Source organism: Rarobacter incanus (assembly GCF_006715765.1).
Taxonomy (GTDB): domain Bacteria; phylum Actinomycetota; class Actinomycetes; order Actinomycetales; family Cellulomonadaceae; genus Rarobacter; species Rarobacter incanus.
In genome coordinates this window covers 863227-889373 of sequence record NZ_VFNV01000001.1, presented here as the reverse complement: position 1 = coordinate 889373, position 26147 = coordinate 863227, and the positions used below count along the sequence as shown (strand labels likewise).

Genomic DNA, 26147 nt, shown 5'->3' with positions numbered 1-26147 from the left:
AGGACACCGCTATGACGTACGTCATCGCTCAACCATGCGTCGATGTCAAAGACAAGGCATGCATCGAGGAGTGTCCTGTCGACTGCATCTATGAGGGTAAACGCTCGCTCTATATCCATCCCGACGAGTGCGTTGACTGCGGCGCGTGCGAGCCGGTATGCCCGGTCGAAGCCATCTACTACGAAGATGACGTCCCCGATGAGTGGACGGACTATACGCGGGCCAACGTCGATTTCTTCGACGAGGTTGGCTCACCGGGCGGAGCGGCAAAGCTCGGTCAGATCGACCACGACGATCCGATGATTGCGGCGCTTCCGCCGCAGGCCTAACCGGACTCAGCGCTCTGTAATCGACGACGGGAACAACGTGGGCTTCGAATCGTTCACCGAAGACTACCCGTGGGACCAAATGGCGTCCTACAGGCAGATCGCCGCGGGGCATCCGGGTGGGGCGATCGACCTATCGATCGGGACGCCGGTCGACGACACCCCGCAGGTGGTGCAGGAAGCGCTGCGGGAGGCGGCGAATGCGCCCGGGTACCCGCTTACCGTCGGGACCGCGGCGCTGCGGCAGGCGGTCGTCGATTGGTTTGGTCGGCGCCGCGGCGCAACCGGCCTGGGCGCCGAACAGGTTCTGCCGACAATCGGTTCCAAGGAACTGGTGGGGTTGCTGCCGTCGTTGCTGGGGCTAGGCGCCGGCGACACGGTGGTATTCCCCGAGGTTGCCTACCCCACCTACCGGGTTGGGGCGCTGCTGGCCGGGGCCCACCCGCTGGCCACCAACGAGATTGGCGACTGGGAGGCGGACCCGTCGGTGCGCCTAGTCTGGATCAATTCACCGGGCAATCCCACCGGCAGCGTGCTCAGCGTTGCCCACCTGCGCCGGGTTGTCCAGGCGGCCCGCAAGCGCGGGGCTGTCGTGGTCAGCGACGAGTGTTACGCCGAACTGAACTGGTGCGACGTCGGAACCACGACCCCCTCGATCCTCGACGATGCCGTGTGCGACGGCGACCGGACCGGCCTGCTCGCCGCATACTCCCTGTCGAAGCAGTCGAACATTGCCGGGTATCGCGCGGCGTTCGTGGCAGGAGATTCCCGGGTGATCGGCGACCTGGTTCGCCTGCGCCGCCACCTCGGCATGATCGTTCCGGCGCCGGTGCAGCACGCGATGACGGTTGCCTTAGGCGATGACGATCATGTACGAGTCCAGCGCGCCACCTATAAGCGCCGCCGTGACCTGCTCGTTTCCGCGTGCGCCGAGGCGGACCTCGAGATCTGTGATTCCCAGGCGGGTCTTTACCTGTGGGTTCGAGATGGCCGCAGCAGGCTGGACGGCTGGGGGCTCATCGAGGCGTTGGCGCGCGCGGGGATCGTCGCCGGACCTGGGGCGTTCTATGGCGAGGGCGGGCGGCGCAACGTGCGCATCTCCCTGACCGCGACCGATGGGCAGATTGCGGCGGCGGCGCAGCGAATAGCGGCGCTGCGCAAAAGATGATCGGATTGCCTGGCTAGGGTATAGAATCTGTAAAATCAAGGCTTTGTTCTCGCCACGAAGGTGGCCGAGTTCCGCCGTGACCGGGTACAGTCTGGGGCAGATTGTGCCAATATCTCGAGTCAAGTCCGGGCAATGATGCGGCAGGCAGTCGCGTTCGACTGTCGTTGCGTCTCGCAGCTCATGAAGGGAACGTTCGTGAAGGAACACGCACGCACGGTGACAGTAACGACGTCAAGCGCCGCCGTAGATCTACCCGTTCAGCCTGCCACCGAGGGCAACGACGGAATTGTCGTCGCCGACTTGATGAATAAGACCGGGTACGTTACATACGATCCGGGCTTCATGAACACCGCGCAGTGCGAGTCAAAGATCACCTTCATTGACGGCAACGAGGGTGTACTGCTCTACCGCGGGTATCCGATCGATCAGTTGGCGAAGAACTCGTCCTTCCTGGAGGTTGCGTACCTGCTCATTCACGGCGAACTCCCGACCGAGTCGGAGCGCGATGGGTTCATCGAGCGGGTCAACCGGCACACGCTGGTGCACGAGGATTTTAGGACGTTCATGGGGACGTTCCCGCGCACCAGTCACCCCATGGCGGTCATGTCATCGGCCGTGAGCGCCCTGGCAACGTTCTATCCGGAATCGCTTGACCCGTTCGACGAGGACACCGTCGAACTGGCGACCGTGCTGCTGCTCGCGAAGGCGCGGACGATCACCTCGTACTTGCACCGGCGGCGCGTCGGGGAACCCTTGCTGTACCCCGACTATTCAAGGGGCTACGTCGAGGACTTCCTGCGCATGACCTTCGCGGTGCCCTACGAGCAGTACGACGCGAATCCCATTTTGGTCGAGGCCCTCGATAAGTTGCTGATTTTGCACGCCGACCACGAGCAAAACTGCTCGGCGTCGGTGGTCCGCATCACCGGGTCGGCGCACGCCAACCTCTATGCCTCAGTCTCCGCCGGAATCAGCGCGCTTTCGGGGCCGCTGCACGGTGGCGCCAACGAGGCGGTGTTGAAGATGCTGACCGCGATTCGCGATTCGGATGACGACGTCAAGACGTTCATCAAGCGAGTGAAGGCGAAGGAAGAAGGCGTGCGCCTGATGGGATTCGGGCACCGCGTCTATAAGAATTATGACCCGCGCGCCGCCATCGTCAAGGGCAGGGCGCACGCGGTCCTATCGACGCTGGGAATCGACGATCCGTTGCTCGAAATCGCGATGGAACTCGAGGAGATCGCCCTGAGCGATGATTACTTCGCGGAGCGCCGGCTCTACCCGAATGTCGACTTTTACACCGGCATCATTTACAAAGCGATGGGCTTCGAGCCCGCGATGTTCACCCCGCTTTTCGCGCTCGGGCGCATGCCGGGCTGGATCGCTCAGTGGCGCGAAATGATGAGGGATCCCAAGAGCAAAATCGGCCGCCCCCGGCAGATCTACACCGGCGCAACCACGCGCGACTACGTGGATATCGGCGAACGCTGATCCGGCGGCTACCGCGAGAAGGCGACAACGACGCGGTCGGTCGTGTTCGTCACCACCGACCAGGTGCCGCCATCGCGATCCCAGCGCATGTCCTCGAAGCTGACCGAGGTGGCTCCCGTTGCGTGGGCGGTGGCCACCGCCCACTGGGCTATAGCCCATCCCACGCGCGACGCTTGGGTGGCGCCCAGGTTGAGCTTCTTCGCCGCGCGTTCGGGATCGACCTCGACGGCTAATTGGCCCTCCTGCGCATCGATGGTGGAAGCTGTCGCCTGCGGTAGGTCGGTCTTGAGGATCTTCTTGAACTCGGCCGGGGTGTGCGGGTCGCCGTCCGCCACGGGATCCAGGATGCACGTCAGCGATGCCTGACTGTAGCCGTTGAGCGCGGATGCCCACACGCGGCCCATGTCTTCGTGATCCGCGTAAGCGTCAGGGAAGGCGGAGCGCTGCACGGCTTGCGCCGCCTTCGTGACCGCCATGGATTCGTACCCATCCACCTTGGCTAGCACGTCGTAGAAAGCGTCGGTCGCATAGACCGGATCCGTCACCTCCTCGCGGGTTCCCCATCCCTGCGAAGGGCGTTGCTGGAAGATCCCCAGGGAGTCGCGGTCACCGTAGTTGATGTTGGTGATCTTCGACTCTTGGTAGGCGGTCGCGAGCGCGATCGTTGCGGCGCGGGCCGGCATGCCGCGCTCCATGGCGCGGATTCCGATCAGCGCTGCCAAGCGTGACTGGTCGGGATCCAACGACCACGACTGGCCCTGCGCCTGCGCGGTGCACCGCTGCGCGGCGGTCGCCGGTGTGGAGACTTTGTTGAGCAAAACAATGACACCGGCGACCGCTAGGCACGCCACGAGAGCGAAGGCGGTGAAAGAAACAAGGAAGCGTTTCACACGTTTGCGTGGAGCGCGGCATTGAGTTCAATGCCGACGCCAGCGCGCTCCACCACCTCGACGCCGCCCGTCAGCGAGTTGCGGCGGAATAGCAGATTGTCCTTGCCTGAGAGCTCGAGCGCCTTGGCGGTTGTGCCTGCGCGCTCACCACCCGCGAACGTGACCTTGGTGCCGGCGGTAATGTACAGCCCCGCCTCAACGATGCAGTCGTTGCCGAGGCTGATCCCCAGCCCCGCGTTGGCGCCGAGCAGCGACCGTTGCCCGATCGTGATCGTTTGCTTGCCGCCTCCGGACAGGGTGCCCATGATCGAGGCGCCGCCGCCCACGTCCGAACCGTCTCCGACCGTGACTCCGGCCGAGATTCGTCCCTCTACCATCGATGCCCCGAGGGTGCCCGCATTGAAGTTGACGAATCCCTCGTGCATCACGGTCGTGCCGGCGGCCAGGTAGGCGCCGAGACGCACGCGATCCGCATCGGCGATGCGCACGCCGTCGGGAATCACGTAGTCGACCATGCGGGGGAACTTGTCGATGCCGTACACCGTGACGGGGCCGCGCGGGCGCAGCCGCAGGCGCGTTTCTTCGAAACCGTGGACCGATGCCGGTCCCGCGCTTGTCCACACGACGTTGGTGAGCACCCCAAAGATGCCGTCCAGGTTCTGTCCGTGGGGTTTGATCAATCGGTGCGACAGGAGGTGCAGCCGCAGGTAGGCGTCCGCCGCATTGGCGGGCGGGGCCGCGAGGTCGATGTGGGTCAAGACGACGCGCGTGGCGACGCGGCGGGCATCGTCGGTCGTGGCCAGATCGTGGAGTGCCTGGGGGGCATCCGCGGCCGTGGCCCCCGCCAGGGGTTCGCCGAGTTGTGGCTTTGGGTACCAGACATCCAAAGTGGCGCCCGTTATGTCGACGGAGGCCAACCCGAAAGCCCACGCGGATCCGGTCGAAGTTGAGTCATTTGCGGAAGTGACAGACATAGATACAAGCCTAACCGCACTTGAGCAAATGAGCGGTATTGGAAAGGTAAAGTCCCCGAATTGGCGGTCGCCCGGTGCGGTAGCATCGAGATCATGCCAAGTCTAGATTTGACGCGGGGTTCCAGTGGCCTCACCGCCCTGGTGCGTGCCCTGTGCGACACGCGATCGGTGAGCGGCGACGAGCGTGAGTTGGCCGACGCGGTCGAGGACGCGCTGCGTGCCCTGCCCGCGGACCGGGTCGTGGTGACGCGCCTGGGCAACAACATCATCGCTAGGACCAATGGGGCTGGGGCGCGCCGAGTTATCTTGGCGGGGCACCTGGACACGGTGCCCGTCGCGGACAATCTGCCCACTCGCGAGATTGAGGAGGGCGGTGAGACGATGATTTGGGGCCGAGGCACGGTCGATATGAAGGCCGGGCTGGCCGTGATGATGCAGGTTTTCGCCGACATCGTATCCGCGAGTGAACGCCCGTTGCACGAGCTGACGCTCGTGGCGTACGACAACGAAGAGGTCGCGTCGGAACTGAACGGCCTGGGCCACCTGGTGGCCGAGTACCCGGAACTGCTTGCGGGCGATTTCGCGGTGCTGGGGGAGCCTTCGGCCGGGGGCATCGAAGGCGGATGCAACGGAACCGTCCGGGTCCACGTCATGGTCCCCGGCGTCGCGGCGCATTCGGCGCGCGCATGGATGGGGGTGAACGCGATCCATGGGGCGGCCGAGGTTCTCAATCGGCTGCGCGACTACAAGCCAGCAACCATCTGCGTGGACGGGCTCGACTATCGCGAGTCCCTCAACGCGGTAAAGATCGTGGGTGGCATCGCCGGAAACGTCATTCCGGATGCGTGCACCGTGACCGTCAATTACAGGTTTGCTCCGTCGATGCCGGCAGCGCAGGCCATCGCCTTCCTGCGTGATTTCTTTTCCCCCTACGAGGTGCAGGTGGACGACGAGGCCGACGGCGCGCGCCCCGGACTCGACGCGCCAATCGCGCGCGAATTCGTCGACGCCGTCGGCGCGGCAACCGGCAAGGGTGCCGTCGCGAAGGTCGGATGGACGGATGTGGCACGGTTCAGCGTCCTCGGCGTTCCGGCCGTCAACTTCGGGCCGGGGGATCCGACCCTTGCGCACCACGACCAGGAACGCGTGAGCGTTCGGCAAGTCATCGACTGTTACGCGGCGCTTCACTCGTGGCTAACGAACGCGGCAGATTTCACGCGCTAGTGTCTATGGCATGAGTAGCGATGCCACGACCGGCCAAGAGGGTGGATACCGAAAGGGCCCGATTCTGCTGAGGGGAGAGCAGGTTCCGCTGACGACTAGCGACGAACGGCTCCTGAGCACCAGCGAATCGGCCGATTGGCTGCACGGCGACCCGTGGAGGGTCCTGCGAATTCAATCCGAATTTGTCGAGGGTTTCGGGGCGCTGGCGGAACTCGGCCCCGCAATTTCTGTCTTCGGTTCCGCCCGCACTAGCCGCGATCACTGGGACTACCGCGCGGCGGAGGAAATCGGACGCAGGCTGGTCGATTCGGGGTACGCGGTCATAACCGGTGGCGGACCCGGCGTGATGGAGGCCGCCAACAGGGGCGCTTCGTTGGCGGGTGGCACCTCGGTGGGGCTGGGCATCGAGCTGCCCTTCGAACAGGGCATGAACGAGTACGTCAACCTGGGAGTCCACTTCCGGTATTTCTTCGCTCGCAAGACGATGTTCGTCAAGTACGCCAGCGGCTTCGTTGTGCTCCCCGGCGGCTTTGGGACCCTGGACGAGCTGTTCGAGGCCCTCACCCTCGTGCAGACGCGCAAGGTTGGCGCTTTCCCGATCGTTTTGGTCGATTCCGCGTACTGGGGTGGCCTGCTCGACTGGCTGCGAACCTCGCTGGTTGAGCGGGGGACAATTAAGGCTTCGGACGTCGATCTATTCACCGTTGTCGACGACCCGGAACAGGCCGTGGAGTTCCTCCTTTCAGCACGTGATGCGGCTAATGGACTAGAATAGGGCTTTGAAGACGGGTTTTCGTAACGCGAGAGTGAGGACAAGTCCATGGCGGCAATGAAGCCACGAACCGGCGAGGGGCCGATGGAGGTTGTCAAGGAGGGACGCAGCCTCGTTATGAAGATCCCGGCCGAGGGCGGCGGAAGGCTCGTCATTGAAATGAATGCCGACGAGGCCACCGCGCTGAAGGCCGCACTTGAGGGTGTCGTCCAGTAGCGTGCGGTTCCAATCGCGGGCCACGCCCGCTGCGAGCTTGTATGGGAATCAACCCCCGGAGATCCTGTTGGCTCCGGGCACCATGCAATCGACGGGGCTGCTATCGCAACCCGACGTGCAGGCCTTCGTCACCGTCCAACCCGCCGACGGCGACGATTCGGTGCGGCCTAGCCGCGGCGCGACGGCGGCATCGCTGCGCTACGGAGTCGATCTGGCGGATCTTGGCGAATCGCTGGGAATCACGGGGCGCGCGGGGGAATGCGAGGCCCTGACCCTGCCGCGCGTTCACGGCGGACGGGGGGCGAAGCTACCCTGGGACGGCCTGACCCGGCGGCTCGGTTTCCTTGGTCTGGGATCGGGGCGCGATGATGATCTTGCGCTCGCCGGGGCGGCTCTGGCCGGCGCGGTGAGAGGAAACGGCACGGTCGTGGTGGACCTGGGGGTCCCGACCAGCCCTGGCGCGTTCGCTAGCTTTGCCCGCGGTTACCTATCCGCGCTCTACCGTCCGTGGTCGGCAGCGCGGAGCGGCTTCGCCCCCACGGGCAGCGAGGTGCCCGGCGTCGTTTTGTTGTGCGGCAAGCACGCGCTTGAGCCGTTGGAACGCGCCATCACGGTGCAGCGCAACATTGCGCGCGGGGTGTGGATCGCGCGATCCCTCGGAAGTGCTCCCGCCAACGTCGTGACGCCAACGGCCTTCGCCGCCGCCTGCCAGAGCATCGGCAGCGAGATTGGCCTGGACGTGGAGGTGCGGGACGAGCAGTGGCTTGCCGCAAACGGATTCGGTGGGGTGCTGGCCGTCGGTGCTGGCGCCGCAACGCCCCCGCGGTTCGTGACGGCCCATTATCGGCCCGGCGAATCCGACGCTCCGGCCGCATCCCTTGCGCATGTGGTCCTTGTGGGCAAGGGGATCACCTTCGATTCGGGTGGCTTGAGCCTCAAACCGCGCACGACCATGCCCGCGATGAAGACCGACATGGCGGGAGCGGCGACCGTGCTGGGCGCGGTGGTTGCAGCGGCTCTCAACTGCGCACCCGTCGAGGTTACCGCCGTGATGCCTTTGGCGGAGAACATGCCGTCGGGTTCCGCGCTGCGGCCCGGAGATGTACTTTGGATGGCGGATGGTTCGAGTGTCGAGGTCGCGAATACGGACGCCGAGGGCCGTTTGGTGCTGGCCGATGCCATTGCCTGGGCGCGCACGGCGCTGTCGCCGAACGCGATAATAGACGTTGCCACGCTGACGGGGGCCGCAAAAACTGCGCTCGGTACCAAGATGGGTGCACTGCTGTCGAACGATGACGACCTGGCAAATGGCGTCCTCGCATCCGCGGGGGTGGCACACGAACCGATGTGGCGTTTGCCCCTGCACGAGGGCTATCGCAGTTCGCTGCGGTCGCCGGTCGCTGACCGCTGTTCGACAAGCACCTCGGCGGTGAGCGCAGGCACCATCACGGCGGCTTTGTTCATTGAGCATTTCGTGGGGGAAATCCCGTGGGTTCACCTCGATGTCGCCGGGCCCGCCCGCGCAAAGAGCCCCGCGGACTGGGAGGCCCCGGACGCTACCGGCTTCGGGGTCGCCACCGTCGCGAACCTGCTTGCCGCGCAGCTGAAGTAGAAAGTACCCCCGCGGGGCCGCCCCGGCGGTCGGTACCCGTCGGCAGGCAGGCCACGGCGCAGGCGGGTGCCCGCCGCCCGACCCAAATTGCGAACAGCATCGTCGCGGCAACCGCGCGCAAGCGCCCGCGGCCGCGCCCGAATCACCGCTTGGTGCCCACTAGTATCCCTGCGCCCACTGGCACGATTGCGGAAAACAACCGCTCATCATCGTGCAGGGAGCGAATGACTTGGCGCAGCGCGACGACGGGCTCGTCGCGGCGGGCCGGATCGGCGACGGCATCGTGCCACAGGGCATTGAGCACGATCACCGCTCCGCCCGGCCGCAGGATCCGCAGGACGTGGTCGGTGTAAGCGGCGAGCATCTCGGGGCGCTCGCTGAGAACGACGATGTCGTAAGCGGCATCCGCGAGGCGCGGAAGCACCTCCAGGGGGCGGCCAAGGATAGGGCGCGTGCGGTTCACCCCTATGCCGGCTTCCCGCAGCGCCACCTTTGCCTGACGCTGGTGCTCCGCCTCGGCATCGATGGTGGTAACAACACCATCGGCGGGCATCGCCTCGAGCAGATACTGCGCGGTGATTCCCGCTCCGGTTCCCACCTCAACTACGGTCCGCGCACCCATGGCCGCCGCGATGACCCGCAAAACGGCGCCCGTGGCCCGGCTGATTGCGGCCATTCCGTATTCTCCGGCGCGCTCGCGGGCGGCCTCGATGCCGGGGGCGTCCGTCACGTAGTCCTCCGCGAATGCCCAACTCAGAGCCTTGTCGATTGCGATGATCGTCTCCCTATTGCTGAACCACTCGTCGTAGACTTGACTGGCTCTATCTTACTGACTGGCGAAGAGGGATCGTGTTCGGAATAAACGGGGGTGAATTCCTAGTCCTGCTCGTGGTGGTGGCGATCGTGGTCGGACCGCAGCGCCTGCCGCAGTACGCCGAGCAGCTTGCATCCTTGGTCAAGAGCCTGCGCGGGCAGCTCGGTAGTTTCAAGGACGAGTTCTCCGCCGCCGGATCCACCGATTCCGATATCGATTGGTCCCAGCTTGATCCGCGCAAATACGACCCGCGTCGCATCGTCCGCGAGGCGCTGACCGAACCCGCGCAAGAGCGTTCGCCGGCCGGGGAGATGGGCCACGAGCCGCGCACGGCAGTGCGCACCGCGGGCGGTTTGCTCGGCCCGGGCGAGTTGCCCCCCTGGGACGTTGACGCGACCTGACAGCGGCTGGCGGTTGCGAACCCGCGGATAGTCGGCGCCCGAGCAGGAGTCCCGAGTTGGGCCCGATCGAACCGTGCCGGTTCGATTCCGGGGCGCGAAAGTGACACTATGGTGGTTATGCCTGAACAGTCACGACCCAGGATTCTCTCTGGGATGCAGCCCACGCAAGATTCACTGCACCTTGGAAACTACGTTGGTGCGATGACGCAGTGGGTGGCTCTGCAAGATGACTACGATGCCTTCTACATGCTTGCCGACCTGCATGCGCTGACGGTGAACCCGGACCCGGCCGCCCTGCGGGCGCGTACGCGGCGCACTGCGGCGCAGTACCTCGCTGGCGGGTTGGATCCCAACCGGGCGACGCTCTTTGCGCAGTCCCACGTTCCGCAGCACGCCGAACTGTCCTGGGTGCTTGCCTGCCAAACCGGATACGGTGAGGCTGGTCGCATGACGCAGTTCAAGGACAAGAGCGCCAAACGCGGCAGCGAGGGCACCACCGTTGGTTTGTTCACCTATCCGGTGCTGATGGCTGCCGATATTCTGCTCTACGACGCCGCCCTGGTTCCGGTGGGGGAGGACCAGCGCCAGCACTTGGAGCTGACGCGGAATATCGCGGAGCGGGTGAACTCAAGGTTCGGTGCGGACACTTTCGTTGTGCCGGAGCCGCACATCGTGAAGTCGATAGCAAAAATCTACGACCTGCAAAATCCCACGGCCAAGATGAGCAAGTCGGTTTCCGCTTCCAAGGGAACTATCTGGTTGCTCGATGACCCGAAGAAGGCCGCGAAGGCAATTCGGTCCGCGGTCACCGATGCCGGCAACGAGATAGCTTACGACCCCGCGGAAAAGCCGGGAATCTCGAATCTGCTTTCCATCTATTCCTCGCTCACCAACCGGCCCATCGCGGATATCGTGGCCGAATATGAGGGAAAACAATACGGGGCGCTCAAGGTGGCGCTCGCCGATATCGTGGTCGATTTCCTGATTCCTTTCCAGGCCAGGGCGCGTGAATACCTGGAGGATCCGGCAGAGCTGGACCGCATCTTGGCAAACGGAGCCGCCCGCGCTCGGCGAATTGCCCAGGTCACGCTCGAGCGCGTGTACGACAGGGTCGGACTCTTGGCGCCCGTCGGCCTAGACCAGAAGGGGGCTTAGGGGATGGGTGCCACCGCGGAGCCGACGGACACCGTGCAGATCGGCGTGGCGCTTGCGGTACCCGCGCCGTTTGCGCAGGAGCTGGCGGCCGCGCGCGAATCGTTCGGGGACACGCAGGCCCGCGCCATCCCGCCCCACATCACGATTCTGGGACCAACCGAGGTATCTTCCGCCGAGTTGCCGGGCATCCACCAGCACCTGCGGGATATGGCATGCCAGATAGACCCTTTCCTTGTCTACCTGCGGTCGGCGGGGACGTTTCGCCCCGTGTCCCAAGTCGTGTTCGTCCAGGTTGCGCAGGGCATAGCGGAGTGCGAGAAGCTGGAAGCTCTGGTTAGGTCCGGTCCGCTGGCAAGTCCCGCTCGGTTCCACTACCACCCGCACGTCACGGTTGCCCACGACGTCGCCGACTCGGCGCTCAATGTCGCGTTCGCGGATATGGGAGCCTACGAGGCGAGCTTCGTGGTCAACGACGTCATTTTGTATGAGCACGGAGCGGACGGGATCTGGCGCCCCATGGAGTCATTCCCGCTGGGATCCTCGTTCGACGACGACTTCCCCACAATGCAGGTCGCACCCTCCGACTAGCGTGCGTGGCGTGGGGGATGCGCCCGGGCATTGGGATCCGCTGCCCGCGCCGCCTAACGAGCGCGGTGCGGGTTGCCCGCCCTGCGCTGTTGCTACATGACGACTAATATGATGATGAATGCCGCAGCCAGACACGTGAGGGACGTCGCCAGCGCCAGTCGCTGAATCCATTTCGGCTGCGGCTCGCCCCACGGATTGTCCTCTTCGTCCGACACCAGTTCCGGTCCCTCGCCCTCGGCTTCGGGGTCCGGAAGCATCGGGGCGGGCGGAAGGATGCCACCGTCCGCATCGACGGCGGGCGGCGTCGCGGGAGAGGTGTTCTCGTCGTCAGAACTCATACCCCAAACCTAGCATCGATGCCCCTATCGACCCTGAGACCATCGGAGATTACCGCATGAAGTCCGCCTACGAACGCCTCACCGGATGGGTTGCCGCCGTCATGGCGTGGTGGAACTCGACGCGAATCGGGCGCGCCCTCAAGCGCTACGGTGCCGCGGCCGGGGGCCTGCTTGCCGGGGGAGTTGCCTACTCCGCCGCGTTTTCACTGTTCGCCGGGCTCGTCATCGGCTACACCGTCCTCATACGCGTCGTCGGTGGGCATATCGAACTGCGAAACCGCGCCCTTGGGCTCGTCGACCAGTACGTTCCGGGGCTGGTGGATACTGGCAACGGCGGCGTGCTCACCCCCTCGCAACTTCTGCTAGAAAAGGGCAGCGCGGTGGCAACGGTCATCGCGGGCGCCGTGTTGCTCTGGAGCGCGATTTCGTTCATGGGCGGGCTGCGGACCGCGGTGCAAACCGTCATGCACGCCGAACCGGTCAGCGAGAATTTCTTGATCGCGAAGGCCAAGGATCTGGGCGGCTACGTCATACTCGCGGTGGCGGTCATTGTCAGCGCCGGCGTGAGCATCGCCATCGCGGCCGCGCAATCGTGGATACAGGAACACCTTGGTACCGCGGCTGGGCCGGGCGCAACCGCCGCAGGGGTCCTCTTCGGATTGCTGATCGACGTCGCCGTGTTCCTATACGTTTTGCGGGTGATGGGCAAATACCGGGGCGCGCGGCGCCCCCTGTTCGCCTCCGCGGTCGCAGTTTCGGCGGTGGTGGAGACACTTCGCATCCTGGGGACGCAAGTCATCACCGGATCGATCAGCAAGAATGCGCTGCTGGCCTCGTTCGCCGTCATGATCACGCTGCTGATGCTCGTGAATCTGCTCACGCAGACGGTGCTCTACGCGGCCGCCTGGCTCAGCGAGGACGATTCCGGGCGGATAGCCGACTCGGCCCAGGCGACCCGTTAGAACGCGCGCGTGATCATCGCGCGCTTGACCTGCTGAATCGCGCGGGTGACTTCGATGCCGCGGGGGCACGCCTCGGAGCAGTTGAAAGTCGTCCGGCACCGCCAAACGCCTTCCTTGTCGTTGAGGATCTCGAGGCGCTGGGCGGCTCCCTCGTCCCGCGAATCGAAGATGAAGCGGTGCGCGTTGACGATCGCCGCCGGGCCAAAGTACTGGCCGTCCGTCCAAAAGACGGGGCAAGACGACGTGCACGCGGCGCACAGAATGCACTTGGTGGTGTCGTCGAATCGCTCGCGTTCCGCGGGGCTCTGGCGCCGCTCCGAGCTCGGGTGCTTTCCGTCCGTGACGACCAGGAACGGCATGATGTCACGGTAGGAAGCGAAGAACGGTTCCATGTCGACGACCAGGTCCTTGATGACAGGCAGCCCCTTGATCGGTTCGACCGTGATGGGCTTCGCGGGATTAACGTCCTTGAGCAGCGTCTTGCACGCGAGCCGGTTACGGCCGTTGATCCGCATGGCGTCCGAGCCGCAGATTCCGTGCGCGCATGAACGCCGGAACGTGAGCGAGCCATCCTGCTCCCACTTGATCTTGTGCAGGGCATCGAGCACTCGGTCGGTTCCGTGCACTTCGACATCGAAATCGTCCCAGTAAGCGTCCGGCCCGTGGTTCTCGGGGTCAAACCGCAAGATACGCAAGGTGACAGTGAAGCTGGGCACCGCCTCCACGGCCTGGCCGGCGCTTGCGGTCTCGATTGTCGCAGTCATCAGTACTTACGCTCCATCGGCTCGTAGCGGGTTACGGTGACGGGTTTGGAACCGAGAACCAACTTGTACCCGTCGAACACGCGGATCAGGTCGAACGCGTTCTCGGGTGTCAGTGCGTCCGCGGGAATCAGTGGCGAGTCGGCATCGTGGTCGGCCAGCGGGCGCCGGTAGACCATGGTGTGCTGCATGTAGTGCGCGTCGTCCCGCTGGGGGTAGTCCTCGCGGAAGTGACCGCCGCGAGATTCGCGCCGCGAAAGTGCACCGACCACAACTACCTCGGCCAGGTCCAGCAAGAAGCCCAGTTCGATGGCCTCGAGCAAATCGGTATTGAAGAGCTTTCCCTTGTCCTGCACCGAAACATTTCGATACCGGCCTTGCAGGTCGCGGATCTTTGCCAGCGCATCGGTCAGCGATTCCTGGGTGCGGAACACCTGCGCATCGCGGTCCATCGTTTCTTGCAGTTCCCTGCGCACGTCGGCGACCCGCTCGCCTTCGGGCCGCGATCGCATTTGCTCGAGTTCGTGGACGGTGGCATCGATCGCGTCGGCGGGTACCTCCCGGAACCCGACCGTCTTCGCGTAGGCCGCGGCAAAGCGGCCGGCGCGTTTGCCGAAAACGTTGATGTCCAGCAGGGAATTGGTACCTAGCCTGTTCGAGCCGTGCACGGAAACGCAAGCGACTTCGCCCGCCGCGTACAAGCCGCGGATGACGTGTTCGTCATCGCGCAAGACCTCGGTTTTGATATTGGTCGGGATTCCACCCATGGCGTAGTGTGCTGTCGGGTACACGGGCACGGGCTCGGTGTACGGCTCGACGCCGAGGTAGGTGCGAGCGAACTCGGTGATGTCAGGCAGCTTGGCATCGATATGCGCCGGTTCCAGGTGGGTCAGGTCCAGCAGCACGTAGTCCTTGTTCGGACCTGCGCCGCGGCCCTCGCGAACCTCGTTAGCCATGGAGCGGGCGACAATGTCCCGTGGGGCCAGATCCTTGATGGTCGGCGCGTAACGCTCCATGAAGCGCTCACCGTTGCCGTTTCGCAGGATGGCGCCCTCGCCGCGAGCGGCCTCGGAAAGGAGAATGCCGAGGCCCGCCAGGCCGGTCGGGTGAAACTGGAAGAACTCCATGTCCTCCAGCGGGATGCCGCGGCGCAGTGCCAGGGCCATGCCATCACCGGTGAGGGTGTGCGCATTCGATGTCGTCTTGTAGATCTTGCCGGCGCCGCCCGTAGCCAGAATCACGGACTTGGCGCGGAAGACGTGAATTTCACCGGTCGCCAGATCGTACGCGACGACCCCGACGACATTGACGTCTTCTCCCTCGGGGACGTGCCCTTGGGACAGGTCGTGGTCCACTAGTAGGTCCAGGACGTAGAACTCGTTGAAGAACTCGACCTTTTGCTTCACGCAGTTTTGGTAGAGCGTTTGCAGGATCATGTGACCGGTGCGGTCCGCGGCGTAGCAGGCGCGGCGCACCGCGGCTTCACCGTGATTGCGCGTGTGACCGCCGAAGCGGCGCTGGTCGATCCGGCCATCGGGGGTGCGGTTGAACGGCAAGCCCATGTGTTCGAGATCGACTACCGCCTCGATAGCTTCCTTTGCCATGACCTCAGCGGCATCCTGGTCGACAAGGTAATCGCCGCCCTTGACGGTGTCGAAGGTGTGCCATTCCCAGTTGTCGTCTTCGACGTTGGCGAGCGCCGCGCACATTCCGCCCTGCGCGGCTCCCGTGTGCGAGCGGGTGGGGTAGAGCTTCGAGATCACGGCCGTGCTTGCCTCGGCCGAGGATTCGAGGGCTGCGCGCATGCCCGCGCCACCTGCACCGACAATCACAACGTCAAAACTGTGAGTCTGCATCGTTGCGGCCTTCTCCTTTGATACTGATACTGACGGTGGTTCCGGTGACTAGGCCGTGCAGAAGCTCGGCAACAAATCCGCCGCAGCCCCGGTGGGGCAGGGGCTGAACGTGAGAATGACGAGCGTTCCCAGGACGACGACCACAGCGGTGACCGCATACAAGACGATCTTGAGCCACAGGCGCGGTAGGTCCTTGGCAACGTAGTCGTTGATGATGGTGCGCACGCCGTTGTTGCCGTGCAACATCGCGAGCCACAGCATGAGCAAATCCCACACCTGCCACAGCGGATTTGACCACTTTCCGCCCACGAATGCGAAATCGATGGCGTGGACGCCCTTGCCGAGCATGAGGTTGACGAACAGGTGCCCGAAGATCAGGACTACCAGGACAACGCCCGAGATGCGCATGAAGACCCAGGTGTATAACTCGAAGTTGCCGCGCGTGGACTTCTTTCGGGTGTACTTTTCGCGAGGCGATGCAATGACTGTCGAGCTCATGACTTTAGTGACCCCCGAAGACGTTCATGAGGTGGCGAGGCAGGAAACCCGCCATCGTTACGAAGAACAGGCCGACCACGATCCACAGCATGACCCGTTGGTAGCGGGGTCCCTTGGCCAGGAAATCGACCAGAATGATACGGAGACCATTGAAGGCGTGAAAGACGACCGCCGCCACCAGGCCAGCCTCGCCCAGCCCCAGGATCGGCGTCTTGTAGGTTCCGATTACGGCGTCGTAGGCCTCGGGCGAAACCCGCACGAGTGCGGTGTCGAGGACGTGAACGACAAGAAACAAGAAAAGAAGCAGGCCTGTGACGCGGTGAGCGACCCACGACCACATCCCTTCTCGGCCGCGGTACAACGTGCCGACTGGTGCGCTGGGCACAGTGCGCCTCCTGTGACGGGATTACGTGGGCGATCATTGGCCGCGCATGTTCGCGGTTGCCCGCGGCACATGCTTTTTCGGCGTATCACACCCGGCGATAGGTTCGTATGATCCAACTTACACTGTAGTGTTCGCCACACCATGTTAGGTGGACCTATATTGGGATTGGTCAATGGATTTACTATGCCGATATGCTGGGCGAATGGACGATCTTCGCAGCGCATTTGACGGTTTCACCGCGATCATTCCCGCCGGTGGGGCGGGGACCCGCCTGTGGCCCCTCTCGCGCCAGGACCGCCCCAAGTTCCTGCTCGATTTGCTGGGAAGCGGGCGGTCCTTGTTGCAGGCCACGGTCGATCGCATGGATGGGCTTTGCGCGCCGGACAGAATCTTCGTGGTAACGGGAGGCGCGCACGCGCCGGCCGTGCGTGCGCAGGTGCCCTCGGTGGCCCACAACGTGCTGGTCGAATCCGCGCCGCGCGACTCGATGGCGGCGATCGGCCTGGCTGCCGCCGTTGTCCACCACCGGCACGGCCCCACCGTCGTCGGATCGTTCGCGGCCGACCACGTCATCCGCGGTTTGGACGAGTTCCACGAAACCGTGCGGCAGGCGATCGAAGCTGCGCACCACGGCTATCTCGTCACGATCGGAATACCGGCCACGCGTCCCTCCACGGCCTTCGGCTACGTCCGGTCCGGCGAAAAGCTCAGCGACCAGCCCGGTTCGCGGGCGCGCCACGTCGAGGCGTTCAAGGAAAAGCCCGACGCCGAAACCGCCATGCAATACCTCGCAACCGGGAAATACCGTTGGAACGCGGGGATGTTTGTCGTGCGCACCGATGTGCTGCTGGGGCACCTGCAACGAATCAAGCCCGAGATGCACGACATCCTGACCCAGCTGGCGACCGTGTGGGACACCGACGGGCGGGACGAGGCCATGTCCCGGCTGTGGCCGCAACTCGAAAAGGTGCCCATTGATGTGGCGATCGCCGAACCGGTCGCCGCGGAGGGGAAGGCGGCGATCGTTCTTGCCGGATTCGGGTGGGACGACGTGGGCGATTTCAACTCGCTCGCGGCGCTGTTGCCGTCCGTCGATCGCGCTGGAAACAAAGCACTGGGGAACTCGTCGCTGATCGTTCGCGACGGGGTGGCGGGATCGATAGTCTCGGCAAGTGCTGGACGCGTGGTCGCCGTGCTTGGCCTCGACGACGTTGTGGTGATCGACACGCCCGATGCGGTGCTGGTCACGACCCGTGCGCGTGCGCAGGCAGTGAAGGACATCGTGACCATGGTGGCGGCGGATGTGCCGGATGCCCCGGTGTAGGCGCGCGTACTCGCCGGCGGCGCCGGTGGCGGGGAAGCGGTACTAGGCTCTGTGATGTGAACGACCACATTTCGATCGCTTCCCTCATCGAGCAAAGGGTCCAGGCGCACAATTCGGACCTCATAGCGCTGCGCCGGGATCTGCATGCCTACCCGGAGCTGGCGCGAACAGAATCCCGCACCACCGCGAAGGTGGCCGACGCGTTGCGCGCTGCCGGCTTGGAGCCGCGCCTGCTGCGCGGCACGGGGCTGACCTGCGACATAGGTGACGCCTCCGGCGGCGAGCGGCGGGTGGCCCTGCGCGCGGACATGGATGCGCTTGCGATACAAGAGACAACCGGCCTGGAATTCGCTTCCACGGTTCCTGGCGTTTCGCACGCATGCGGCCACGATGTGCATACCACCGTGGTCCTTGGCGCGGGGCTCGTATTGCACGACCTCGATAGGCTGGGGAGGCTATCGCGGCCCGTGCGCCTGCTGTTTCAACCCGCCGAGGAGGTCATGCCCGGCGGCGCCTTGGACGTGATCGAGCAGGGGGTCCTGGAGGGGGTCGGGCGTGCGTACGCGCTGCACTGCGATCCGCGATTCGATGTCGGCCACATCGGCAGCCGAATCGGCGCCATTACCTCGGCCTCCGACCAGGTTGTCGTGACGGTGTCTTCAACGGGGGGCCACACGTCGCGCCCGCACCTTACCGGCGACGTGGTTTACGCGCTCGGCGAGATCGTCACGCAGGTGCCGGCAATCATCGGTCGCAGGCTGGATCCCCGATTCGGCGTGAATTTGACGTGGGGGATGGTGCAGGCGGGCCACGCCGCGAACGCAATACCCGCGACGGGAACCCTGAAGGGAACCCTGCGCTGCCTCGACGTGCGGGCATGGGAGGCCGCGGGCGAGTTGCTCGAAAGCGCTGTGCAGCAGGTGGCCGCGCCGTTCGAGGTCGGCGTGAAGATTCAGCACATTCGCGGGGTCCCGCCAGTGGTTAATGACGAGGCCGCCGTCCACCTCGTTGATATGGCCGCGAGGGAGATGCTCGGGGGCGACGCAGTGCGCCTGACCGAACAATCTTTGGGTGGGGAAGACTTTGCCTGGATACTCAACAAGGTCGGTGGCGCGATGGTTCGCCTGGGCGTGCACACTCCGGGTTCGCGCCGCTGCGACATACATCAGGGCGATCTCAACATCGACGAGCGCGCGATCGCCAACGGCATCAAGGTGCTGGCGCGCACCGTGACGCTCAATGGTCCGGGTGTCGACCTGGTCAGCGACAACCCGTTGGGCTGAAATTCGAGGGTGCCGGGGCGGGTGGTTGGACGCCGCGCATGAGCGTCCAACCACCCGCGTTAGGCCTCTAGCGGCGAAGGATCATCCCAGCGCCCACCGTGTTGTTGGTTTGCTCGTCAACGATGATGAACGATCCGGTCGCCCGGTTCTCCGTGTACGGGTCGCAGAAGAGCGGCACAGTCGAACGCAATCTGACCCTGCCAATCTCATTGAGCCCCAGCGAGGACGCGTCCAGGTCGCGGTGCAAGGTATTGACATCGACCCGGTACTCGATCTCGCGGACGACCATGCGCGCCCACTTCGTCGTGTGCTTGAGCGCGTACTTCTTGCCGGGTACCAGTTCCGCGCTGTCGTCCATCCAGCACACCATCGCCTCGATGTCCTGCGATGAATGAGGCACGTTACGGGGGCGGACCAACATGTCGCCGCGGGAAATGTCGATGTCTTCTTCCAGCCGAATGGTCACGGACATGGGTGGGAACGCCTCCGTGAGCGGACCGTCGGGGCCGTCAATCGCGGTGACGGTGGTTTCGAGGCCGCTCGGCAGGACCCTGACCGGGTCGCCGACGCGGACAATTCCGCTGGCCAGCATCCCCGCGTAGCCCCGGTAATCCGGGTGGCTGGCAGTTTGCGGCCGGATGACATATTGCACCGGGAAGCGGACGTCGACCAGATTGCGATCGGACCCCACGTGGACGTTTTCGAGGTAGGACAGGAGCGTGGCGCCCGCGAACCACGGGGTGTTCGCGGATCGTTCCACCACGTTATCGCCGAGTAACGCCGAGACCGGAATGAACGTCAAGTCGCGGATGGTGAGCTTTGCCGCGAATTCGCGGAACTCGTCGCATATCTCATCGAAGCGATCCTGTGACCACTGCACTAAGTCCATCTTGTTCACGCACAAGACAATGTGCGATACCCCAAGCAGCGTGGCAAGGAACGCGTGGCGCCGCGATTGCTCCGTGACACCGTGGCGCGCATCGATGAGGATCAGGGCCACATCCGCGGTGGACGCGCCCGTGACCATGTTCCTGGTGTACTGCACGTGGCCGGGGGTGTCGGCGATGATGAATTTGCGGCGCGGGGTCGCGAAGTACCTGTAGGCGACGTCGATCGTGATGCCCTGTTCGCGTTCCGCCCGCAATCCATCGGTAAGCAGCGAAAGGTCAACGTAATCGTTGCCGCGTCGCTTAGAGATGCGCTCGACGTCTTCGAGCTGATCGGTGAAAAGCCCCTTGGAATCGAACAAGAGGCGTCCGATGAGAGTGCTCTTGCCGTCGTCAACCGAGCCCGCCGTAGCGAACCGAAGTAAGTCAGCCATGTTTAGAAATATCCTTCGCGCTTGCGGTCTTCCATGGACGTTTCGGACACTTTGTCGTCCCCACGGGTCGCGCCCCGCTCCGTTAGGCGCACCGTCTCGATCTCTTCGACAACCTTCGCGACCGTATCCGCGTCCGACTCGACCGCGGCGGTGAGATTGGCGTCACCCATGGTCCGATACCGAACGGTGCGGATGCTCGATGATTCGCCATCGCGCAATTCAATGAAATCGCCGACTGCGTAGAGCATTCCCTGCCGGTCCACGACCTCGCGTTCGTGCGCCAAGTAGAGCGACGGGATCGGGATGTTCTGCGCCTCGATGTAGTTCCAGATGTCGAGTTCCGTCCAGTTCGAGAGCGGGAACACGCGGATGTGTTCCCCCGGGCTCACGCGACCGTTGTAGAGGCTCCACAGCTCCGGGCGCTGATTCTTCGGATCCCACTGGCCAAAGTCGTCGCGGAACGAAAACACTCGCTCTTTGGCACGGGCCTTTTCCTCATCGCGGCGCGCGCCGCCGAACAGGGCATCGAATCCGTGCTGCTCGGTCGCTTCCAGCAGGACCGGGGTCTGGATCCGATTCCTGGACCCGCTCGAATCCTCCCTCACCAGCCCGCGTTCGATCGCGTCGGGAACTGACGCGACGATGAGTTCAACTCCCAGGTCGGAGACCAGGGAGTCGCGAAACTCCAAAACCTCGGGAAAATTCAGGCCCGTGTCGATGTGCATGACCGGGAAGGGCACGCGGGCCGGGGCAAACGCCTTGACGGCCAGCCAGAGCATGACGATGGAGTCCTTGCCCCCGGAGAACAGCAGGCAGGGTCGCTGCATTTCCGCAGCGACCTCCCGGATGATGTGAATGCTCTCGGATTCCAGTGTCTTCCACTGGTCGAGTATTCGTGCGGTCACGGAAGCTTCCCTTTCCCATTGAGCGTGCGGGCTACGGCCGCTTGCACGCTTTCTTGAATGTCCGGATGACACACGATGAGATCCGGAACTGATAGATCTTCGCGGTTATATTCGATCGGCGCGCCATCGATCCGCGATGTGAACATCCCGCAGTGACGCGCGACGGCCACCGGCGCGGCGGAGTCCCACTGGTATTGGCCGCCCGCGTGCACGTAGGCGTCGACCGTGCCGTCGACAACCGCCATGGCCTTGACGCCCGCGGATCCCATGGCAACGGGAATCGCATCGAGTTCGCCCAGCACCGCGCGGACAAAGTCGCTGGGGTGCGAGCGGCTCACTGCGATGCGGAGGGGAGTCTTGGGTGCTAGGCGGGCGACGGGATCGCAGGCGGTGCTGAACAGCCGCTCGCGGGCGGGTTCGGCGACGGCGCCAGCCGTCAAACCGCCACCGCGCGTCCACAGAGCGACGTGCACGGCCCAGTCGTCGCGCCACGCCCCGTCCGTTCTTGTCGAATACTCCCGCGTTCCGTCGAGGGGGTCGATGATCCAGACGCGATCGCGCGAGAGGCGGGAGCGGTCATCGGCGGCTTCCTCCGAAAGGACCGCATCGCCGGGCGCGTGGCGCGCCAGTGCCGCGGCCAACACGCTTTGGGCGGCGCGGTCGGCCTGCGCGCGAAGCCGCGCGGGATCGTAGGCACCGTCGCCGATCCGGTCGCGCAGTTCGAGCAGCGCGCCGCCCGCCTGCAATGCCAGGTCTGACGCGAGTTCATGGTCATTCATTGAGATACATTCCCGAATCGGTAGTCAAGGTGAGTCGTTGCCGCGAGTTCGCTGCGGCTAGCGAACCCGTCGGCGCAGTCTTCGAGTAGCCGACCGCACTGCACGAGATGCGAGGTAGCGACCCAGGGCCAAAGTCGGGACCCCGCCCAGTGCCTGCGTAAGCGCGATCTGCATTTCGTCCGTGGATGCCGCCTGGGACCCGGCGGAACGAGTCGCGGTGGCCAACGGTTCGAATCGCGCGAAGTCCTTTCCACTCAGCGCCTGCTTTGCGCGCCACTTTTGGGCGGCAACGAACGCGCCGAATTCCACCTGCGCCGCCAAATCTATGGGGACATTTGTGGTTGGCGGCTGCCGCACGCCGGAATCGTGTGGGAGGGCGTACACGTTTGCGAGGTCGCCGACAACGGTGACCCCTAAGGACTCTATTTGCAGCGCGTGCTCACGCGCGCGCTGTGCCATGAGTTCGAGCGCCCAGCGGTCGGGCATGATGCGCGATTCATCCTTGGGGGGAACGCGGTCCCGCAAGAGTGAGAACACGGCGCCGAATTTGTGGAAATCGCGAAATGTTGCCCAGTCGAGTCCGGGCGTCTCAACTATGCGGCTATTAGCAGCGCGCACAAGATCCGCTTCGATGCGCGTCATCGATCGGTTCTCTTGCCGGCCGCTCAGCTTGGCCCGCTCGAAGAATCCCTGCGGCAAGGCGAGGAGCTGTTCGAACGACCTGTTCAGCAGGCCGCGGTCCTTCTTGTCTAGAACCACGACGGTGACGTTTTCGGGGCCCACCAGTGCAGCCCACTTACTAACATTTTCACTGAGATTTGAGCGGCGCGCAAAACTGGGATATCCGTGTTTATGTGGTGCACCGTTGAGGACGATTTCCAGCCATTCATCTATTGTTTCGGTCGCACCCGATTTTAGATATTCCTGCCACGCGGAACTGAGCAGCGAGGGTTGATTCCTGATCGTGAATACGACGTGCACGCCTCGGGGTATATCGCTGACAATTTTACTGCCAACGTCTATTGACCTTTCGGCGAAATACTCATGCGATACGAATATGCGATTTCCGGGGTCTTCGGATATCTCGGTGACCAAGGAATTCCAGTGTTCCATTGGTACAATGGGCAACCGTCCCGCGCCGCTTTGCCACCCGCGCCGCTTTCGTGCCACCGCGAAGGAGGCCAGTGAATGATTGTGCCCGGTGCCGGGATACCGCACGCCGTGCTGCAACAACTCGGGCCGTAACTTCGCCGCCGAGAACTGGATGGCGGTGGTGCCGCTCTTGGGCATTCCGACGTGAAGAAGGACGCTTTCCGGCGGTATCGGCGCGAGTTTCGGTCGTGTCTCGGTAAACTGTTCCTTTGTCATCAATTAAAGACCGTACCGCATTTCTATTGGTATTTCCGCACCGGCGTCCTGAGAGGTTACTGTGCATAATCGCGAGTTAGTGGTGTCGTGGTCCGAAGTCGACTTGATCGAGGCGGCTGTTTTGGGTTTCGTGCGTCCCCAAGATTTGCGTCTCGCGAACGCCAGGGAGGAATGCCTGGTTTTATGTGATCCCGAGAACACGCCCTTTGCGCGGGTCGCTTTAGCCGCGGGCGGAATTCGGCCGGGTTCCCCGGGATACGGCGCGGTGGGCTCCGTGGAAATGATCCGACGGCCGGTTCCGGCAGCGATCGGCGTATCCGCTTGGTCGCCCGATGCGGGTGCGCTGGCCGCGGCCTCGCACCGCCCCATCGTCGTCGTCGATGGATTCCCCACCTACCGCGACCTCGCCGCCTTCCAGGACGCAGCGGCGCCGCCCGTGTGGGTCGTGCCCGTTTCTAGGGACACCGATAATGCGGAGCGGGGAGACCGGCTCGCGCTTTGCCTGCAGCGAGCGGTGGACGATGGTGAGCTTGTGGGCTCTGTGGTCACCGTGCCCGATTTCATTCGCGCTCGCGGGGACCTGGTCAAGGTCGTCGGCGCGGACGGGACCGCGCACACCATAGAGTCGACGCTCGCGCGTTTGCTCGCCGCACCCGTCCGCGCGGTCAAGGGAACGCTGGGCGCTTGGACTTGCCAACAAGCGCCTGGCGCCGTTGTTGACGGGTGGATCGGCTCTCGCAGCAGGCGCGCGGCGCGGGGATGCGTCGTGCTGTTCTCGGGCCTTTCGGGGTCCGGTAAATCGACGGTGGCCAAGGCGTTGGCGTCGCGGCTCGAACACGACGGCGTCAGTTCGGTGCTGATCGATGGCGATGAGGCGCGTCAGATGCTCACCGCCGGGCTCGGATTCGATCGGGCGTCGCGGGATCTCAATGTCGAAAGGCTCGGCTACGTCGCCACGGCGGTGTCGCGGGTGAAGGGGGTGGCCATCCTTGCGCCCATCGCGCCCTTCGCGGCGGCTAGGGCGCAGGTCCGCGAACGCGCCGAACGGGTGGGCTCGTACGTGCTCGTGCACGTTGCCACGCCGCTGGAGGTGTGCGAGGAGCGCGACCGCAAGGGACTCTACGCCAGGGCGCGAGCCGGAGAGATCGCAGACTTCACCGGAATATCGTCGCCGTATGAAGTTCCGCTCGACGCGGACGTCGTCGTGGACACCTCGCGCATGGACGTTGAGACGGCTGTCGATTCAGTGATGGCGGCCGTATCTGCGAAAATGCATGTGGGGTAGGCGTGCGCCGCTTTGCGAGGACTCGCTGTCGGCACATTGATACGGGGGAAATATGCAGATCACAGCCAGAGTTGACTACGCCGTGCGGGCGCTCGTCGAGTTGGCGACGCGCGGTGGCGACTCCGTCACCGGCCCGCAGATAGCCGAGGCGCAGGACATTCCAGCGAAATTCCTGGAATCGATCATGCGGGATTTGAAGCGCGACGGGTTGGTCGTTTCCCAGCGCGGCAGATTCGGAGGTTACGCATTCGGAGTGCCTGCCGACCGCATCTCGATAGCGGATGTGGTGCGAGCGGTGGATGGGCCGCTTGCGGCCGTCAGGGGGCTGCCGCGGGAGGACGTGGCCTACCAGGGCGCCGCGACCGCGCTGACGACCGTGTGGGTTGCGGTGCGGGCCGCCATGCGGGCGGTGTTGGAACAAACGACGATCGCCGACGTTGCCGCCGGTGAGATACCGCCCGCGGTCACCGCGATGCTCACCGATGACGCGTGGAAGCGGCGGCGGTGACAAGGCCGGAACAATCCGCAAGGCCGGGAGCGCAACTGACGGCCCTGCTCGACGCATTCGGGGTGACGCCGCGCGCGTACCCGCTGACCGAGCCGACGGTCGTGGCGACCAAATCGCACGAAACCCTTGCCGCGATCGGGCGCGCGGCGGGTCTGACTCAGGAACAGATGGAGGCATTGGACGCCGCGGCTGGCGCGGGAGGCGGGGCAAAGCGGTCCACTGTGCGCCCGACTTTCGCCCCGGGCCCCGCGACTTTCGCAGGCATCGACCTGATCCAACCGGATCAGCGCTCGTGCGTTCCCACCTGCCTTGCCGTGCTGATGCTCACCACCAATCCGGTGTTCGCCGCCTGGATCGCCACCGGGCGCGGTGAACCGTCGTTCGCATCCGGGCGGGGCGCGCTGGCCGAACGGGCCCGCGAGTCAGGTTCGCAAAGGTGGTCCGCGGCCGTGGCGCATCTGGCGCGAGCGGCCACCAAGCGTGGACCCGTGCGGGTCTGGCCGCACGCGTGGGGAGTAGCGCCGTGGGACGCGGCCCGCGTTGCCAGCACCCCGGGGCGCCGCTATTGCAGCCGCATGGTCAACGATCTCGACGCGTCCGCGCGCGAGCGGGCGGGGCGCGCGATCGAGAGGGCGGTGAGCAGGAGCAAACCCGTCATTGCCTACGCCGGTGGCGACTCGCGCGACGGATACGGATCGGCCGTGCCCCGCCACGCCGTTCTGCTGGCGCCCGCCAGCGATCCCTTTCGCGGCCCGCTCGTCTTCGAGCCGGCGGCGGGTCGCATCTTCGCAACGACTTGGGACGCGCTCGCGGGCCCGACCCTTGCGCGAGAACTCTTCGGAGGGTGGTCGCATCTGACGTGGCTTGTGTTACCGCGAACATAGAGTGTGAAGTCCGCATCGTTGGGTAGGATATGACAAGCGGCGGCACCGCCACGCACCGG

General features: G+C 64.5%; 28 protein-coding genes. 16 read left to right on the top strand and 12 right to left on the bottom strand.

Annotated elements, in window-relative coordinates; translation table 11 throughout:
- Window positions 1–11: 11 nt before the first annotated feature.
- The 3 genes from fdxA (at window position 12) to FB389_RS03785 (ending at window position 2985) form a co-directional block, all read left to right on the top strand.
- Window positions 12–329, top strand: coding sequence for a ferredoxin (gene fdxA / locus FB389_RS03795; protein ID WP_142111444.1), 318 nt, complete (start codon window positions 12–14; stop codon window positions 327–329).
- Between the two features lie 37 nt (window positions 330–366).
- Complete coding sequence (dapC, locus tag FB389_RS03790; protein ID WP_142111443.1) at window positions 367–1494, top strand: succinyldiaminopimelate transaminase; 1128 nt, start codon at window positions 367–369, stop codon at window positions 1492–1494.
- Between the two features lie 195 nt (window positions 1495–1689).
- Window positions 1690–2985: a citrate synthase gene (locus FB389_RS03785; protein ID WP_246043505.1), complete on the top strand. Its 1296-nt coding sequence runs from the start codon at window positions 1690–1692 to the stop codon at window positions 2983–2985.
- Between the two features lie 8 nt (window positions 2986–2993).
- On the opposite strand, the gene FB389_RS03780 is transcribed toward FB389_RS03785, so the two are convergent.
- Window positions 2994–3875 carry a hypothetical protein gene (locus FB389_RS03780; protein ID WP_142111442.1) on the bottom strand — a complete coding sequence of 294 codons (882 nt, stop codon included), beginning with the start codon at window positions 3873–3875 and terminating at the stop codon, window positions 2994–2996.
- A complete protein-coding gene (gene dapD / locus FB389_RS03775) occupies window positions 3872–4849 on the bottom strand; it encodes a 2,3,4,5-tetrahydropyridine-2,6-dicarboxylate N-succinyltransferase (RefSeq protein ID WP_142111441.1) in 978 nt (325 codons plus the stop codon). The genes FB389_RS03780 and dapD overlap by 4 nt, the downstream gene beginning before the upstream one ends.
- Before the next feature lie 93 nt (window positions 4850–4942).
- On the opposite strand from dapD, the gene dapE reads away from it, so the two are divergent.
- From dapE to FB389_RS03755, 4 genes are read left to right on the top strand one after another with little or no spacing between them, the layout of a single operon-like run.
- Window positions 4943–6073 (top strand): succinyl-diaminopimelate desuccinylase, encoded by a 1131-nt coding sequence (gene dapE, locus FB389_RS03770; RefSeq protein WP_142111440.1) that lies wholly within the window; start codon window positions 4943–4945, stop codon window positions 6071–6073.
- A gap of 10 nt (window positions 6074–6083) precedes the next feature.
- Window positions 6084–6848, top strand: a complete 765-nt coding sequence (locus tag FB389_RS03765; RefSeq protein ID WP_142111439.1) for an LOG family protein — start codon at window positions 6084–6086, stop codon at window positions 6846–6848.
- 45 nt (window positions 6849–6893) lie between these two features.
- A complete protein-coding gene (locus FB389_RS03760; RefSeq protein ID WP_142111438.1) occupies window positions 6894–7061 on the top strand; it encodes a DUF3117 domain-containing protein in 168 nt (55 codons plus the stop codon).
- A gap of 1 nt (window position 7062) precedes the next feature.
- On the top strand, window positions 7063–8673 hold the full coding sequence (locus tag FB389_RS03755) for a leucyl aminopeptidase family protein (protein ID WP_142111437.1): 1611 nt from the start codon (window positions 7063–7065) through the stop codon (window positions 8671–8673).
- A gap of 142 nt (window positions 8674–8815) precedes the next feature.
- Here the strand turns inward: FB389_RS03755 and FB389_RS03750 are convergent, their stop codons facing one another.
- Window positions 8816–9403, bottom strand: coding sequence for an O-methyltransferase (locus tag FB389_RS03750; RefSeq protein ID WP_246043504.1), 588 nt, complete (start codon window positions 9401–9403; stop codon window positions 8816–8818).
- Window positions 9404–9522: 119 nt separating this feature from the next.
- Here FB389_RS03750 and FB389_RS03745 point away from each other — a divergent pair, with 119 nt between their 5' ends.
- The 3 genes from FB389_RS03745 (at window position 9523) to FB389_RS03735 (ending at window position 11631) form a co-directional block, all read left to right on the top strand.
- Window positions 9523–9888, top strand: a complete 366-nt coding sequence (locus tag FB389_RS03745; protein WP_142111435.1) for a twin-arginine translocase TatA/TatE family subunit — start codon at window positions 9523–9525, stop codon at window positions 9886–9888.
- Window positions 9889–10005: 117 nt separating this feature from the next.
- Entirely contained in the window at window positions 10006–11043 is a 1038-nt protein-coding gene (trpS, locus tag FB389_RS03740; protein ID WP_425467245.1) for a tryptophan--tRNA ligase, read from the top strand.
- A gap of 3 nt (window positions 11044–11046) precedes the next feature.
- Window positions 11047–11631: a 2'-5' RNA ligase family protein gene (locus FB389_RS03735; RefSeq protein ID WP_142111433.1), complete on the top strand. Its 585-nt coding sequence runs from the start codon at window positions 11047–11049 to the stop codon at window positions 11629–11631.
- A gap of 92 nt (window positions 11632–11723) precedes the next feature.
- On the opposite strand, the gene FB389_RS03730 is transcribed toward FB389_RS03735, so the two are convergent.
- Window positions 11724–11969 carry a hypothetical protein gene (locus FB389_RS03730; RefSeq protein ID WP_142111432.1) on the bottom strand — a complete coding sequence of 82 codons (246 nt, stop codon included), beginning with the start codon at window positions 11967–11969 and terminating at the stop codon, window positions 11724–11726.
- Between the two features lie 56 nt (window positions 11970–12025).
- Between FB389_RS03730 and FB389_RS03725 the strand changes: the two genes are divergently transcribed.
- Entirely contained in the window at window positions 12026–12931 is a 906-nt protein-coding gene (locus FB389_RS03725; RefSeq protein WP_142111431.1) for a YihY/virulence factor BrkB family protein, read from the top strand.
- Here the strand turns inward: FB389_RS03725 and FB389_RS03720 are convergent.
- The 4 genes from FB389_RS03720 to sdhC are packed head-to-tail and all read right to left on the bottom strand — an operon-like array spanning window position 12928 to window position 16431.
- Window positions 12928–13695, bottom strand: a complete 768-nt coding sequence (locus FB389_RS03720) for a succinate dehydrogenase iron-sulfur subunit (protein WP_142111430.1) — start codon at window positions 13693–13695, stop codon at window positions 12928–12930. The genes FB389_RS03725 and FB389_RS03720 overlap by 4 nt on opposite strands.
- The gene (sdhA, locus tag FB389_RS03715; RefSeq protein ID WP_142111429.1) at window positions 13695–15548 is read right to left on the bottom strand and encodes a succinate dehydrogenase flavoprotein subunit; all 1854 of its coding nucleotides are present in this window, start codon (window positions 15546–15548) and stop codon (window positions 13695–13697) included. Before sdhA ends, FB389_RS03720 begins: the two co-directional genes overlap by 1 nt.
- A gap of 48 nt (window positions 15549–15596) precedes the next feature.
- Window positions 15597–16046 carry a succinate dehydrogenase hydrophobic membrane anchor subunit gene (locus FB389_RS03710; RefSeq protein WP_142111428.1) on the bottom strand — a complete coding sequence of 150 codons (450 nt, stop codon included), beginning with the start codon at window positions 16044–16046 and terminating at the stop codon, window positions 15597–15599.
- A gap of 4 nt (window positions 16047–16050) precedes the next feature.
- On the bottom strand, window positions 16051–16431 hold the full coding sequence (gene sdhC, locus FB389_RS03705; RefSeq protein ID WP_142111427.1) for a succinate dehydrogenase, cytochrome b556 subunit: 381 nt from the start codon (window positions 16429–16431) through the stop codon (window positions 16051–16053).
- Between the two features lie 202 nt (window positions 16432–16633).
- Between sdhC and FB389_RS03700 the strand changes: the two genes are divergently transcribed.
- On the top strand, window positions 16634–17755 hold the full coding sequence (locus FB389_RS03700) for a mannose-1-phosphate guanylyltransferase (protein ID WP_142111426.1): 1122 nt from the start codon (window positions 16634–16636) through the stop codon (window positions 17753–17755).
- Between the two features lie 56 nt (window positions 17756–17811).
- A complete protein-coding gene (locus FB389_RS03695) occupies window positions 17812–19038 on the top strand; it encodes an amidohydrolase (RefSeq protein ID WP_142111425.1) in 1227 nt (408 codons plus the stop codon).
- A 67-nt stretch (window positions 19039–19105) separates the two neighbouring features.
- On the opposite strand, the gene FB389_RS03690 is transcribed toward FB389_RS03695, so the two are convergent.
- From FB389_RS03690 to FB389_RS03675, 4 genes are read right to left on the bottom strand one after another with little or no spacing between them, the layout of a single operon-like run.
- The gene (locus FB389_RS03690; protein WP_142111424.1) at window positions 19106–20359 is read right to left on the bottom strand and encodes a sulfate adenylyltransferase subunit 1; all 1254 of its coding nucleotides are present in this window, start codon (window positions 20357–20359) and stop codon (window positions 19106–19108) included.
- 2 nt (window positions 20360–20361) lie between these two features.
- A complete protein-coding gene (cysD, locus tag FB389_RS03685; protein WP_142111423.1) occupies window positions 20362–21264 on the bottom strand; it encodes a sulfate adenylyltransferase subunit CysD in 903 nt (300 codons plus the stop codon).
- Entirely contained in the window at window positions 21261–22043 is a 783-nt protein-coding gene (locus tag FB389_RS03680; RefSeq protein ID WP_142111422.1) for a 3'(2'),5'-bisphosphate nucleotidase CysQ, read from the bottom strand. The genes cysD and FB389_RS03680 overlap by 4 nt, the downstream gene beginning before the upstream one ends.
- Window positions 22044–22100: 57 nt before the next feature.
- Window positions 22101–23411, bottom strand: coding sequence for a hypothetical protein (locus FB389_RS03675; protein WP_142111421.1), 1311 nt, complete (start codon window positions 23409–23411; stop codon window positions 22101–22103).
- 82 nt (window positions 23412–23493) lie between these two features.
- On the opposite strand from FB389_RS03675, the gene cysC reads away from it, so the two are divergent.
- From cysC to FB389_RS03660, 3 genes are read left to right on the top strand one after another with little or no spacing between them, the layout of a single operon-like run.
- A complete protein-coding gene (gene cysC / locus FB389_RS03670) occupies window positions 23494–24696 on the top strand; it encodes an adenylyl-sulfate kinase (RefSeq protein ID WP_211344943.1) in 1203 nt (400 codons plus the stop codon).
- 52 nt (window positions 24697–24748) lie between these two features.
- Window positions 24749–25204, top strand: a complete 456-nt coding sequence (locus FB389_RS03665) for an RrF2 family transcriptional regulator (protein ID WP_142111420.1) — start codon at window positions 24749–24751, stop codon at window positions 25202–25204.
- Complete coding sequence (locus tag FB389_RS03660) at window positions 25201–26088, top strand: hypothetical protein (RefSeq protein WP_142111419.1); 888 nt, start codon at window positions 25201–25203, stop codon at window positions 26086–26088. The genes FB389_RS03665 and FB389_RS03660 overlap by 4 nt, the downstream gene beginning before the upstream one ends.
- The last annotated feature ends 59 nt before the right edge of the window (window positions 26089–26147 follow it).